The organism is Saccharopolyspora sp. NPDC047091 (genome assembly GCF_040643635.1).
In the GTDB taxonomy this organism is placed as follows: Bacteria; Actinomycetota; Actinomycetes; order Mycobacteriales; family Pseudonocardiaceae; genus Saccharopolyspora_C.
This window is the reverse complement of the sequence record NZ_JBEYUS010000069.1, coordinates 1-13870: the sequence shown is the minus strand read 5'-3', so window position 1 is coordinate 13870 and position 13870 is coordinate 1. Positions and strand designations below refer to the sequence as shown.

At 73.3% G+C, this 13870-nt stretch carries 10 protein-coding genes; 6 read left to right on the top strand and 4 right to left on the bottom strand.

Going from position 1 to position 13870, the window contains the following annotated elements:
- The first annotated feature begins 19 nt into the window (after positions 1–19).
- From ABZ805_RS23865 to ABZ805_RS23855, 3 genes are all read left to right on the top strand, one after another.
- Positions 20–1867 (top strand): long-chain fatty acid--CoA ligase, encoded by a 1848-nt coding sequence (locus tag ABZ805_RS23865; protein ID WP_358444314.1) that lies wholly within the window; start codon positions 20–22, stop codon positions 1865–1867.
- A 24-nt stretch (positions 1868–1891) separates the two neighbouring features.
- Positions 1892–4171, top strand: a complete 2280-nt coding sequence (locus tag ABZ805_RS23860) for a molybdopterin-dependent oxidoreductase (RefSeq protein WP_358444311.1) — start codon at positions 1892–1894, stop codon at positions 4169–4171.
- A 748-nt stretch (positions 4172–4919) separates the two neighbouring features.
- Positions 4920–8093 carry an arabinosyltransferase domain-containing protein gene (locus tag ABZ805_RS23855; protein ID WP_358444382.1) on the top strand — a complete coding sequence of 1058 codons (3174 nt, stop codon included), beginning with the start codon at positions 4920–4922 and terminating at the stop codon, positions 8091–8093.
- Positions 8094–8181: 88 nt separating this feature from the next.
- On the opposite strand, the gene ABZ805_RS23850 is transcribed toward ABZ805_RS23855, so the two are convergent.
- Positions 8182–9363: a glycoside hydrolase family 25 protein gene (locus tag ABZ805_RS23850; protein WP_358444308.1), complete on the bottom strand. Its 1182-nt coding sequence runs from the start codon at positions 9361–9363 to the stop codon at positions 8182–8184.
- A 192-nt stretch (positions 9364–9555) separates the two neighbouring features.
- On the opposite strand from ABZ805_RS23850, the gene ABZ805_RS23845 reads away from it, so the two are divergent.
- Entirely contained in the window at positions 9556–10302 is a 747-nt protein-coding gene (locus ABZ805_RS23845; protein WP_358444305.1) for an SDR family oxidoreductase, read from the top strand.
- Positions 10303–10762: 460 nt separating this feature from the next.
- Here the strand turns inward: ABZ805_RS23845 and ABZ805_RS23840 are convergent, their stop codons facing one another.
- Together ABZ805_RS23840 and ABZ805_RS23835 are read right to left on the bottom strand one after the other, a co-directional pair.
- On the bottom strand, positions 10763–11371 hold the full coding sequence (locus tag ABZ805_RS23840; RefSeq protein ID WP_358444303.1) for a TetR/AcrR family transcriptional regulator: 609 nt from the start codon (positions 11369–11371) through the stop codon (positions 10763–10765).
- Positions 11371–12087: a hypothetical protein gene (locus tag ABZ805_RS23835; RefSeq protein WP_358444300.1), complete on the bottom strand. Its 717-nt coding sequence runs from the start codon at positions 12085–12087 to the stop codon at positions 11371–11373. The genes ABZ805_RS23840 and ABZ805_RS23835 overlap by 1 nt, the downstream gene beginning before the upstream one ends.
- Before the next feature lie 86 nt (positions 12088–12173).
- Here ABZ805_RS23835 and ABZ805_RS23830 point away from each other — a divergent pair, with 86 nt between their 5' ends.
- Together ABZ805_RS23830 and ABZ805_RS23825 are read left to right on the top strand one after the other, a co-directional pair.
- Positions 12174–12488 carry a hypothetical protein gene (locus ABZ805_RS23830; RefSeq protein WP_358444297.1) on the top strand — a complete coding sequence of 105 codons (315 nt, stop codon included), beginning with the start codon at positions 12174–12176 and terminating at the stop codon, positions 12486–12488.
- Between the two features lie 290 nt (positions 12489–12778).
- The gene (locus tag ABZ805_RS23825) at positions 12779–13225 is read left to right on the top strand and encodes an FHA domain-containing protein (RefSeq protein ID WP_358444294.1); all 447 of its coding nucleotides are present in this window, start codon (positions 12779–12781) and stop codon (positions 13223–13225) included.
- A 73-nt stretch (positions 13226–13298) separates the two neighbouring features.
- Here ABZ805_RS23825 and ABZ805_RS23820 read toward each other — a convergent pair.
- A partial coding sequence (locus ABZ805_RS23820; protein WP_358444291.1) for a TetR/AcrR family transcriptional regulator occupies positions 13299–13870 on the bottom strand: 572 nt, incomplete at its 5' end.

Below are 13870 nucleotides of genomic sequence, written 5' to 3'. Positions count from 1 at the left end.
ACGCCAGGTGGAGGAGAGCATGACCGCGACCGAGGTCGAAGCCGAACGAGCGGAGATCGAGGCGGCCATAGCCGGGCGCACCGTCCCCGGACTGCTCGCGGACATCGCGCGGACCAGCCCGGACTCGCTCGCGTTCGCCACCGCCGAGCAGAGCTGGACCTGGTCCCAGGTGCACGGGCGGGCGTTGAGCATCGCCGCCGCGCTGCGCTCCCTCGGCGTGCTGCCCGGCGACGTGGTGGCCCTGATGGCGAGCAACCGGCCCGAGCACATCCTCGCCGACCTGGGCGCGGCGACGCTCGGCGCGACCACCACCACGCTGTACGCGACGCTGGCGCCCGAGCAGATCCGGCACGTCGTGGTCGATTCCGGCGCGAAGGTCGCCTTGATCGAAGGCGAGGACGCGTGGCGGCGCTGGCTGCCCGTGCTGGGGGAACCGACCGAACTCGGCGTGGTCATCACCCTAGGCGAGGTCGGCGACGCCCGGCCGCCCGGGTTCGACGGCCGGATCATGAGCTGGGACGAGCTGCTGGAACTCGGGGAAGCCGTCGACGACGGCGAATTCCTGCACGACGACCCGGCCGCGCAGGAGGAACGGGGACCCGACCCGCACGACATCGCGGTGCTGATCTACACCTCCGGCACCACCGGCCCGTCCAAGGGCGTCGAACTCAGCCACCGCGCGCTGCTCTACGAGGTGGAAGCGCTGGTGCGCGCCGCCGGGCTGCCCGAGCAGGTGGTGAGCCTGTCGTACCTGCCGCTGGCGCACATCGCCGAACGCGTGCTGTCGGTGTACCTCCCGCTGCGCTGCGGCGGTGAAACGCACTTCTGCCCGGAGATCAAGCAGCTGCCGCAACGCCTCGCGCAGGTGCGCCCGACCATCCTGTTCGGCGTCCCGCAGGTGTGGGACCGGTTGCGCACCGGCATCGAGAACCGGCTCGCCGAGCAGGACGGGGTGCGCGGCAAGCTCGGCGGCTGGGCGTTGCGCGCGGCGCTGACCGCGGCCGAAGCGGACTCCACCGCCACCGAGAAGCTGCTGGCGCGGCTGGCGCACCGCGCGGTGCTGCACCGCATCCCGGTGGCGCTCGGCCTGGACCGGTGCGCGGTGCGCGCGGTCGGAGCGGCCCCGCTGCCGCCGGGTCTGGAGCGGTTCTTCGCCGGCCTCGGCATGGGGCTCACCGGCGTGTACGGGCTGTCCGAGACCTGCGGGGCCGCGGTGATGCACCGGCCCGACGCCCCGCGCAAGCCCGGCACGGTCGGCACCGCGATGCCCGGCGTGGAACTGCGGCTGACCCGCGAAGGGGAGGTGCTGGTGCGCGGCCCGCTGTGCGCGTCCGGCTACCACAACCTGCCGGACGACGACCGCGAACTGTTCACCATGGACGGTTTCCTGCGCACCGGTGACCTCGGCTCCATGGACCCGGACGGGACGCTGCGGATCACCGGGCGGCAGAAGGAGCTCATCATCACCGCGGGCGGCAAGAACATCAGCCCGGTCGTGGTGGAATCGCTGCTGGTGGAGCACCCGCTGATCGAGCAGGCGCTGGTGCACGGCGATGGCAGGCCGTACCTGGTGGCGCTGCTGGCGCCGGAACTCGGCGCGCTGCGCGAGTGGGCCGAGGCGAACGAGCTGCCCCGCAACGCCCCGCGCGCGGAACTGCTCGCGGACCTGAAGCTGCGCGCGGAGATCGACGCCGCGGTGGCGGTCGCGAACACGAGGCTCGCCCGGGTCGAGCAGGTCCGGGCCTGGGAATTCGCACCCACCGACTGGACCGAGGACGGCGGCGAGCTCACCCCCACCCGCAAGATCCGGCGCGCCGTCGTCGTCAAGCAGAACCAGCAGCACCTGGACGCCCTCTACGAGCGCTGACCGCGTGCCGCCTATGTTGGCGGGATGGACGGATGGCTGGGCACGACGTCGCACTGGGGGGCCTACCTGGCGCGCCGCGGCGCCGACGGTGCGGTGGAGGTGGCGCCGCACCCCGCCGACCCGGCCCCGTCGGAGCTGCTCGGCAACGTCCCCGGCACCGCGCGGCACGAGACGCGCATCGCCCGGCCCGCCGTCCGGCGCGGCTGGCTCGAACACGGGCCCGGGCCGTCGCGCGGCCGCGGCCGCGAGGAGTTCGTCGAGGTCGGCTGGGACACCGCGCTCGACCTCGTCGCCGCCGAACTGCGCCGGATCCGCGAGCGGCACGGCGACCGTGCCGTGTACGGCGGCTCCTACGGCTGGGCCAGCGCGGGCCGGTTCCACCACGCGCAGAGCCAGCTGCACCGGTTCCTCAACGCCACCGGCGGCTACACCTCCTCGCGGGGGACCTACAGCTTCGGCACCTCCGCGGTGCTGCTGCCGCACCTGGTGGGCGATGCCGAGCCGCTGCTGCGCGGCGCCGACGGGTGGGACGTGCTCCGGCGGCACACCGACCTGGTGGTCGCGTTCGGCGGACTGGCGCCGAAGAACGCCTCCGTCACCCCAGGTGGGGTGACCCGGCACGCCACCGCGGCGGCGCTCGCCGACTGGGACGGCCCCGAGCTGGCCGTGATCTCGCCGCTCGGCGGCGACGTGCCGCCGGGCCGACGCTCCGAATGGATCCGGGTGCGGCCGGCGACCGACGTGGCGCTGATGCTGGGGCTCGCGCACACGCTGCTCGACGAAGGGCTGCACGACACCGGGTTCCTGGACCGCTGCACCACCGGCTTCGACGAGTTCGCCCGCTCGCTGCGCGGCGGCCCCGGACGCCCGGAACGCGACGCCGACTGGGCGAGCGCGCTGTGCGGCATCCCCGCGGCGGAGATCCGAGCCCTGGCCCGGCGGATGGCCGCGGGCCGCACCCTGATCACGGTGAGCTGGTCGCTGCAACGCAGCGAGCACGGCGAACAACCGGTGTGGGCCGGGCTGGTGCTGGCCGCGATGCTCGGCGGCATCGGCCTGCCCGGCGGCGGGTTCGGCCACGGCTACGGCTCCATCGGCGACGTCGGCGACACCGGGCCGCTGCTGCCGCTGCCGACGCTGCCGCAGGGCACCAACCCGGTGCCGGACTTCATCCCGGTCGCCCGCATCGCCGACCTGCTGCTGCACCCGGGGGAGGAGTTCGACTACGACGGCGGCCGCTACCGGTACCCGGACGTGCGGGCCGTGTACTGGGCGGGCGGCAACCCGTTCCACCACCACCAGGACCTCAACCGGCTGCGCCGCGCCTTCGCCCGGCCGGACGCGGTGATCGTGCACGAGCCGCACTGGACCGCCACCGCCCGGCACGCCGACGTGGTGCTGCCGGTGACGACGACCCTCGAACGGGAGGACCTCGGCGCGGGTCGGCGCGACACCCACCTGATCGCGATGCGCCGGGTGCTGGAGCCGTACGAGGAGGCGCGCGACGACCACGCCGTGTTCGCCGACCTCGCCGACCGGCTCGGCGCCCGCGCCCGGTTCACCGAAGGCCGCGGGACGCGGGAGTGGCTGGCGCACCTCTACGAGCGGTGGCGCGAGCGGCTCGCCGCGGACGGCCACCGGGTGCCGCCGTTCACCGAGTTCTGGCGCGCTGGGGAGCTCGAACTGCCCGTCCCGCCGCGCACCACCCCGTTCGCCGAGTTCCGCGCCGACCCCGGTGGCAACCCGCTGCCCACCCCCAGCGGTCGCATCGAGCTGTGCCCGGCGTCCATCGCCGCGGCCGGGCTGCCCGGCCACCCGGTGTGGCGGGAACCGACCGACGGCCTCGTCGACGACCGGTTCCCGCTGCGGCTGATCGCGCACCAGCCGCGGAACCGGCTGCACGGCCAGGGCGATGTCGGTGCCGTCAGCCGCGCCGCGAAGATCGACGGCCGGGAACCGGTCCGGCTGCACCCGGACGACGCCGCGGAGCGCGGGATCACCACCGGTGTGGTGGTTCGGGTGTTCAACGAGCTCGGTGCCTGCCTCGCCGGGGCGCTGATCACCGACGAGGTATCGCCCGGAGTCGCGGTGCTCGCCACCGGCGCCTGGTACGACCCCGTCGACGATCCCGCGCAGCCCGGCGGATCGTGGTGCGTGCACGGCAATCCGAACGTGCTCACCGCCGACCGCCCGACCTCGCCGTTGTCGCAGGGCTGCGCCGGGCAGCAGGCCAGGGTGCAGGTCGAACGCTGGACCGGCGAACTCCCGCCGCTCCACTGCCACCGTCCGCCTCGCCTGGTCTGACTCTTTTTCCCGGCTCGCCTCGATCCGGGGGCGGCGGAACCTCTCAGCGGCTCGCTGCGGGATCGTTCTCACCGGTGGCTCTCCGCCACGGGCGAAAGCGCTGTCCTCGCGAGAGAACCCGCGGGTGGTCGACCTGCGTGCGTGGTCGGTGGCTCGGCGGCTTCGCCGCTGACAGGAGAAGTACGAGATCCGCTTCGGGTTCGGAGAGAGGTGGTGGGGACTGGGCGTGACAGGTCTCGGGAACCTGTGCGGCGTCTCGGGGCCGAGGCCGCGGGCACAATCCGCGGTCCGGGCGAGCTCCCTGATCCGCGGGGGCGGAATGCGATTAGCGTCGTGGAACTCGGGTAACGAACGCGTCGAGAATCCGGATTTCCGCTGGAACAACCCGATCGAGCGACACCGCTGGAACCGGTCGGATTCTCCCCGCCGCACACCACCGCAGGTACCGGCCCGGCGACCGTCTGAACTGGACGTTCGGCCTCTCTTTGATAACCGGAAGATCACAGGACACTGAGAGGAACCTGAGTTCCGCCGCTCATTCCCTCAGCCGTGTCGTTAACCGGTGTGGCGACCCCAACACGGACGTTGATGCTGCGTCGTCGTGATGACCACGACCGCTATTCTCCGGGGCGTGCTCAATGCGGAGAAAGACGACACCGATCACGCGGCGGCGGAATCCGCGCCGTCCGCGGAACCGGCTCGGCCGCGCCCCGACCGGCGGCTCCGACGGCTGAAGCTGATCGCGACCGTGCTCGGCGTGCTCGGCACGGTGCTGTCGCTCTCCGTCCCGTTCCTGCCGGTGCACCACGACATCACCACGCTGCGTTGGCCCACCGCCAGCGGCACCACCTCGGTCGCCGCCCCGCTGACCACCTTCGCGCCGGTGTGGCTGGACGCCGACATCCCCTGCGTCTCCGCCCGCAGCCTCGACGCGCGCACCGACGGACCGGCGAACCTGCTGAGCACCAACCCGCCGAACTCCGACAACGGCCGGCTCACCGGGATGACCCTCACCGTCGACCAGGGGCGGATCACGCTGCTGTCGCAGGGGCGGCAGGTCAACACGATGGCCATCCCCGCCGGGGACTGCACCCTCGCGCTGCACAACGACGCCATCGGGTTCAAGGCCGGGTTCGGCGAGGACCGCTGGCTCACCAACATCGCCGGGGACCACCGGCCGCAGGTCACCGGCATCTACTCCGACCTCAACGCCCGAGCCGACGACGTCGCCGGACTGCGCTTCGAAGCCCGCGTGGACAACCGCTTCGAGAGCTCGCCGACCGCGCTGAAGATCGTCGTGAGCGTGCTGGCCGTCCTGTCGTTCATCGGCGCCGTGCTCTGCCTGCGGCGGCTGGACGCCCGCGCCGGACGTCGTCCCCCGCGCTGGGTGCAGCCCGGCTGGTGGAAGCCGACCGCCCGCGACGTGGCGGTGCTCGGTTCGCTCGCCATCTGGTGGCTGATCGGGGCGATGAGCTCCGACGACGGCTACACGATGGCCATCGCGCGGGCCCGCGAATCCGCCGGGTACGTCAGCAACTACTACCGCTGGTTCGCCAACCCCGAAGCGCCGTGGGGCTGGTTCTACGAGGTCTACGCGCTGTGGGTGCAGGTCTCCACCGCGATCCCGTGGGTGCGGCTGCCCGCGCTGCTGATGGGCTGCACCAGCTGGCTGCTGATCAGCCGGGAAGTGCTCCCGCGGCTCGGCCAGCAGGTGCGGCGCAGCAACGCCGCCGGGTGGGCCGCGGCCGCGGTGTTCCTCGCGTTCTGGCTGCCCTACAACAACGGGCTGCGCTCCGAGCCGGTCATCGTGGTGTTCTCGCTGCTCGCGCTGTGCGCCGTGGAACGCGCCATCGCGACCAGCAGGCTGCTGCCCGCCGCGCTCGGGCTGGTTCTGGCCGCGCTCGCCGTCGGCGCCGGACCGCACGGCATCGTCGCGGTGCTGCCGTTCATCGCCGGGCTCAAACCGCTGATCAAGCTGGTGTTGCGGCGCGCGCGGGAGTTCGGCTGGCTCCCGGTGCTCGCCCCGATCTCCGCGTCCGGCTTCGTGATCCTGACCTGGCTGATCTGGGACCAGACCTGGCAGTCCATCATGGACGCGACCGAGCTGAAGATCGACCTGGGGCCGAGCGAGAAGTGGTACCAGGAGCTCAACCGCTACAACATGCTGTTCAGCCAGATCCCGGACGGCTCGCTGACCCGCCGGTTCCCGGTGCTGCTGGTGATGCTGTGCCTGGCGACCTGCGCGGTCGTGCTGCTGCGGCGCAACCGGATCCGCGGCGCCGCCCTCGGGCCGAGCCGCCGGTTGCTGGCGGTCGCGGCCATGTCGTTCGTGGCGCTCGCGCTCACCCAGACCAAGCACACCCACCACTTCGGGATCTTCGCCGCCGTCGGCGGGGCCGTCGCCGCGCTCACCGCGCTCGCCACCAGCACCACCGTGCTGCGGTCCCGGCGCAACCGGGCCGCGTTCTTCTCCGGGCTGATGGTGATCTCGGCGTTCTCCGCGACCGGACCGAACGCCTGGTGGTACGTCTCCGGCTGGGGCGTGCCCTGGTACGACATGCCGCCCGCCGTCAACGGGCGCAACGCCAGCACGATCCTGCTCGCCGTCGCCGCCGTCGCCGCGATCGTCGCCCTCGTGGAGCACCTGCGCGGGGACCGCAGCCTCGCCCCGCCCAACGGCGTCGAGCACCGCAGCCGCGCGCTGCGGCTGGGCACCGCGCCGCTGTCGCTGATCTGCGCGCTGCTCATCCTCGGCGAGCTCGCCGCGTTCGGGAAGGCGATCCAGGAGCGCGAAGGCGGCTACAGCATGGGCGCCGACAACATCAAGCAGCTCACCCCCGGCGGCAGCTGCGGCCTCTCCGACTACGTGTACGTGGAGACGAACCCGCAGGCCGGGATGCTCAAGGTCTCCCAGGACCAGCCGACGAACCCGGCCCCGGCGTTCTCGCCGGACGTGCCGGTGCCGTCCAAGCGCCTCGAAGGGGAGGAGACCCCGCAGGAGTACCTCGGGGCGAAGCTCACCGGGTTCACCCGCGACGGCACCCCCGCCCTGCAGGGCGGCACCGCCGCCGACGAGTGGCGGCCGCCCTACCAGTTCGGCGGCGACAACGCCCCGGTCTGGGGCAGCTTCACCCGCCAGGGCACCGGCGAGCTGCGCACCCAGTGGTACGACGTGCCCGAACGCGCCGCGACCGGTGAAGTGCCGATCGTGCTCGCCATGGCCGGGATCGAAGGCGGCGCGAACTCGCTGGCCGTCGAATTCGGCAAGGACACCCCGCAGGGCTTCCAGATCACCGCCCGCCGCTACCTGCTGCAGGCGGGCGGCCCCGCCTGGCGGGACCACCGGCTCGTCGTGGACGGCGACGCGCAGGGCACCACGAAGATGCGCGTCGTCGCCGTCGACCAGTCGGTGTCCGCGCGCGGCTGGCAGGCGGTCAGCGCGCCGCGCGCGCCGCAGCTGACGAACATGACCGACGTCGTCGGGGACAGCCCCGCCTACGTGGAGTGGCCCGCGACGCTGGTGCACCCGTGCCTGCAGATCTCCGGGCTGCACCACGGCATCTCGGAGATGCCGCGGTTCCGGGTCGCGGGCGGTGAGACCGTGCGGGCCACCGGCCAGGGCTGGTCCTCGCCGGACGCGGGCGGGCCGTTCGGCTGGCTCAACGTGGCGGCCAGCATGCGGGAACTGCCGACGTACCTGAAGAACGACCTCTACCGGGACTGGGGCTCGCTGTACGCGGTGGACCCGTACGAGCCGGGCGCGCTGCCCGCCGAATCCGCGATGCAGGTGCACGAGGAGACGCACTGGGGCGACTGGACCCCGGGCATCCTGCCGCGCACCGTCTCGCTGCCCGGAGACGTGCCGAGCTCGGACGACCGCAACGACATCCGGCCGCTGGACACCGGGGACGACGACCAGTAGGAGACGTAGCGCGGCCCACCGCCCCGACCGGGGTGGTGGGCCGCCGTCGTTCCCGCCGCTGCGCCGATCGCTCGGCGCGGCGCGGCGGTCACTGCGTCGGAGTTTGCTGGGCCGGAGTTTGCTGGGCCGGCGGCTGCTGGGCCGCGGCCTGCGGCGGGGTCTGCGCCGGGATCTGCTGCGGCGCGGCCTGCCGGGCGGCGAGCTTGGTGGAGATCGCCAGCACCAGCGCCTCGGTGCGGGCCGGGTCGTCCGCCCCGAACACCTCGGTCACCGATTCGCGGATCGCCGGACCCGCGACCTCCGAGACCACCGGCCGCAGCGCCTCCGCCACCGCCTGCGGATCACCCGTCGCCCCCGCGTTGATCATCGCCGGGAGCTGGTACACCACCCCGTTGGTGTCCCGGATCGCGTCCACCGCGGGCACCTGGATGTGCTCGGCGCCCGGCACCCGCGACGGCCGCGGCCCCAGCAGCGCGTTGAACATGTGCACCAGCAGCCCGATGGCGGTGTGGTTGCCCGCCTCGGTGCCCCAGCCCACGATCTGGCCCTGCGGCCCGCGCGGGCCGAACAGCTCGTGGTGGATCTCGTTGAGCTTCTGCGCCTGTTCGGGAGTCAAGTCGTCCTCCGGAGTAGCTGAGCTGAGCAGCCCCGCGAGCTCTTCGCGGGTACCGCGGAACGCGTTCGCGTCGACGGGCCGGTGCCCTGCGACGGTGGCGGAGCTGGTGAACTGCAGGACCGCGACGCCGAGACCGCCGTACCCGCCCCACTGCGCGTCGTAGAAGTCCCGGTAGCGCTCGTAGATCTCGCTGGCGTACCCGCCCTCGTTGCTGGCGTACCGCGAGTACCACAGCGGTGGTAGCCCGGCCAGCGACGGCGAGCCGATCTGCTCCCAGTACCAGCGCGGCAGGTACAGCAGCGGTGATCGATACCCGGCGGCCAGCAGCCGCCCGATGATGTCGCGCGTCAGGTCCGCGCCGCCCCCGCCGTCCTCCACGTCCAGGATCACCGGGACGTCGGCGGGCACCGTGTTCACGATGTGCCCTGCCTGCGAGGCCGCGCTCGAATCGGCGCGCTGGTAGTGGTAAGCGGCGGTGAGCAGCCCGGCGGCCCGTGCGTTGGCGAGGTTGGCGCCGAACCTGCTGTCGACGAAGGAGCTCCCCTCGGTCGCTTTCAGGAAGGCGAACTCGAACCCCTCGGCCCGCGTGCGGCCCAGGTCGAACGCGCCCTGGTGGTGGGAGATGTCGATGCCGTAGAGCACGGCCGGCCTCACCTCGCGTAAGTCGACGGCGGGTGGTGCGCGGAACTCGCCGTGGATGGAGTGGACTGCTACTCACGGTAGCCGATCTTGGGTCCGGAAGTGGGTCTTTGGGAAAAACCGGACGGGCGGGCCCGCTGCGCGCCCGGTCGGCACCGCCTCCTAGGGTTGATCCGCAGGCCGGCTTCGAGCAGGGGAGATCGTGTGATGCAGACCGCCGTGGTGACCGGGGCCAGCAGCGGAATCGGCGCGGCCACCGCCCGCCGCCTGGCCGCGGACGGGTTCCACGTCGTCGTGGCCGCGCGCAGGCAGGACCGCCTCGCCGCGCTCGCCGAGGAGATCGGCGGCCGCGCGCTGCCGCTCGACGTCACCGACGCGGACTCGGTCGCGGCCTTCGCCGCCGAGCTCGACGCGTGCGACGTGCTGCTCAACAACGCGGGCGGCGCCTGGGGTTCCGACTCCGTCGAGGGCGGCGATCCCGCGGACTGGCGGCGCATGTACGAGGTCAACGTGCTCGGCACCCTGCACGTCACCCAGGCGCTGCTGCCGCTGCTGCGCGCCGGGGGCGGCGGCACCATCGTCAACCTCACCTCCACCGCGGCCTTCGTCAACTACGAGGGCGGCGCCGGGTACAGCGCCGCCAAGCACGGGCAGCACGCGCTCACCGAGACGCTGCGCCTCGAACTCGCCGGGCAGCCGGTGCGGGTCATCGAGATCCAGCCCGGCATGGTGCGCACCGACGAGTTCTCGCTCAACCGCTTCCGCGGCGACCCCGACAAGGCCGCCGCCGTGTACGCCGACGTGGACCGGCCGCTGACCGCCGACGACGTGGCCGGGGTGATCGCGATGGCGGTGGCGCAGCCGCTGCACGTCAACATCGACCAGCTGGTGCTGCGTCCCCTGGCCCAAGCGGCCCAGCACAAGGTCCACCGCGGTCCGCTCTTCGAGGAGTGAGCTCGCGGCTCGCCCCGCTTCGGGGCGGGCGGCGGGACCGCGGCGTCCCCCGCCGCGGGATCGATTTCCGATGCACGTCCGGCGCGCGGCGACATCGCCGTCCTGGTGGGGGAATCGCTGAGCAGGCCGATTTCGTGGTGGTGGCGGACCGCCCGGGGTGTGGTGCCGACGAAGGCCGCCGCGTCGCCGATCTCGACCTGGCGGGGTGGTGTGCAGGACGAGTGCATGCGCGGGGACCTTTCCTCGATGCGCCGGGAGGTGGGTCCGCCGGACCACACGACGCTGCGGGAAGGTGCAACCCCGGGTGAGCCGAGCTGCGCCGATGTCGGGACGGCCGTGGTGACGGCAGGGCCGCACCCGCCGCTGCGGCATCCGCACTACGGGGTCGGGGCCGGTGCTCGGCACCTCGGTTCGCACCGCGAGTGCGCCGAACCGCTGACGCGCAGCGCCACCGGGAGGTTCAGCCGATCCGGTCCGCCGCTCCGAGGTAGCGGGCGAGGATGGTCTTGAGGGTGGGCAGCTCGGCCTGCGCGTCGAAGTCGCCGTCGACGCCGGCTCGGGCGAACAGGGCGTCGGCCAGCCCCAGCACCCAGTGCGCGGCCTGCGCCGGGTCGACCGAGTCGTCGATGCGGCCCTGCGCCGCCGCCCGGGACAGCAGGTCCGCGATGCCGGCGCGCAGCTCGCGGTCGTTGCGCACGACCAGTTCGGCCAGTTCCGCATCCCGCCCGGCCTGCGCGATCAGCTCCACCACCAGCCCCGCCGAGGCCGGATCCGCCAGCGGCCGCACCAGGTGGTCCACCAGCCCGAGCAGGCCCGACCACGGGTCCGCGGCGGCCGCGGCCAGCTCCAGCTGCTCGGCGTTGTCCCGGCCGTCCTGCTCGAAGATCGCCAGGAACACCGCGCGCTTGTTCGGGAAGTAGTGGAACAGGCTGCCGGAGCTGATCCCGGCCGCCGTGCAGATGTCCGCGGTCGTGGTCCGGTCGAATCCCTTGCGGGCGAAGCAGTCGCCCGCCGCTTCGACGATGTTCCGGCGCCGGGCCGCGTAGCGGACCGGGTCGACCGTGCGCATCAGTCCGCGTCCCGCCGCGGCCGCGTGCGCCAGAACTGCTGCTTCTTCCGGTCCCGCACCAGGAATCCGGCGCGGGCCAGCGCGTCGCGCAGCTGGTCGGCCTCCGCGTGGTGGCCCTTCTTCCGCGCGTGCTCGCGCGCCCGCAGCAGCGCGTCGGCGCGCGGGCTGACGTCGGGGGTGTCCGGCACCCACAGCTCGAACTCGTCGTCGTGCGGATCGGCGTCGAGCCAGCGGTAGCCGTGCGCGCGGAACGCCGCCCGCAGCACGCCCGCGGTGATGTCGGTGCGCGCCCGGGCCGCTTCGTCGCCGGACGCGTCGAGCAGCACCAGCGTCCCGTGGTCGAACAGCGCCGCGTCCACCCGCGCGCCCTCGACGGTGGAGATATCGCGCAGTCCGCGCCGCAGTTCGATCCGCTCCGCGGACACGGTCACCCGCAGCCGGTCGTTCACCAGCAGCGACAGGAACCCGAGTCCGGCCAGCGCGCCGAGCCCGGCCACGGCCAGCGTGCCCTGCGGCTGCGGCAGCGAGGCCACCAGCTCGAACGGTCCCTGGAACGGCGCCCACGGCAGGTCGGCGATCCAGCCCGCGGCGAGCACCAGCGCCCAGCCGATCGCCGCGCCCACCACGGGCAGACCGATCGCGGAGCCGTAGCGCAGCCACGCGGGCTCGACCGCCACCGCGGGCTTCCCGGATACCGGGGGAGAGTGCGAGGTCATGGCTCAATAGTAGAGCGAGTGCTCGGTTTAACGTGATCGGGGTGCTCGAGTGGCGTTCCCGGGGACTTCCTTGTGCAATGGGCGCCATGACGACGTCGCGGTGGGTAACGGCAGGGATGCTGCTCGTGTCGGTGCTGGGCATGGCGGGAGCGGCCACGCCCGCGATCGCCGATCCCGGTGCCGAGCAGATCACCGTGACGGGCCGGGTGGAAGCGGGCGTGGAACCGCGCTGCTTCCTGCTCCCCGGCCAGGGCCGCTCGCCGTACCTGCTGGTCGGCGGCGATCCGTCGGTGGTGAAGCCCGGTGCGCACCTGGTGGTGCGCGGCCGGCCGGACCCCGGCGCGCCCACCACGTGCATGCAGGGAACACCGCTGCACGTGAGCGAGGCGCACCCCGCGTAGGACCGGACGAGGCGGTACTGCAGCGGGGAACGCCGGCGGGGGCCGGTCTGCCGTGGTCGGGGCGGCAGACCGGCCCCCTTTTCGCGCGCCCGGGATCCCGGCGGGCCTGGCGCGCGGTGGTGGATCGCGTGCGGTGGGTCACCCGGATGGTCGCGGTGCGAGGTCGTGCGGTGACGCGGTGTGCCGGAGGCCACGGCCGGTTCGGGACCTAGTGCCCGGTCGCGGGCCGGGGCTCCGGGGCCACAGTGGGACGTGCACGAGCTGAGTGGTCCGCGCAAGGAGAAACTACGATGATCCGATCCCCGTTCGGCACCTACCGCCCTGGTTCCGAGGCTCCGGCCGGCCGGGAAGCGGTTCCGACCCAGCAGGACGAGCGCGCCGTCGGTGTTCCCGCGCCGCGGGCCGACGAGGCGGGTGCGGTGGTGCCACCGCGGCCCCGCACGGGTGCGGCGGCGCTGGTGGTCTCCCGCGGCCCGGAGCAGGGCGCGGTGTTCCCGCTCGAACGCGACACGACGGTGCTGGGCAGGCACCGCGACTGCGACATCGTGCTCGGTGACGTCACCGTGTCGCGCTACCACACCGAGATCCGCCGGGAGGGCGCCGACTTCGCCATCCGCGACGCGGGCTCGCTCAACGGCACCTACCTGAACCGGCAGGTGGTGGACCGCGCGGTGCTCGCCGAAGGCGACGAGATCTGGGTGGGCAAGGTCCGGTTCACCTTCCGCGCCGGGAGCTGACCCGGCCTCGCAGGGCCCGCCGGGCGGTGCGCTCGCCACCGCCGGTCGGGCCCTTCCTGCTGTCCCGCCGGGCTCAGGCCGCGGTGTTCTGCTGCGCCAGCCGGGCGAAGTGCTCGGTGAAGATGCGGCGCGCCCGCCTGCGCAGCCGATCGCGGGGCGGCCGGTCCGAGCCCGCCAGCATCCCGGTGCCGACCACGAGCGTCTCCAGAACGCTGATCTCGTGCGGCAGGTCGAGGCCGTCCGGCAGCTCGCCGTCCGCGACCGCCTCGGCGAGGTGGTGGCGCAGCAGCGAGCGCCACGCCTGGTAGCCCTCCCCGAAATTTCCGGCCGGATCGTCCTGCTGGTGCGACCACAGCGCCACCCACACCCGCCAGCAGGTGAGCCGTTCCTCGTCCACCGGCAGCAGTCCCTGCGTGGCGCGCTGCACCGCGTCCAGCCCGCGCCGCTTGCCGACGGCCGCCACGAGGCGCTGGGTGGCGATCGCGCCGTTGTACCGCAGCGCAGCGCCGATCAGCTCAGCCTTGTCCTCGAAGTAGTGCGTGACCGACCCGGTGGAGACTTCGGCCTCGGCGGCCACCGCGCGCACCGTGGTGGCCTCGCTGACCCACGTGCACGCCCGCCCCGGCGGTCGCGGAGTGCTGCGCT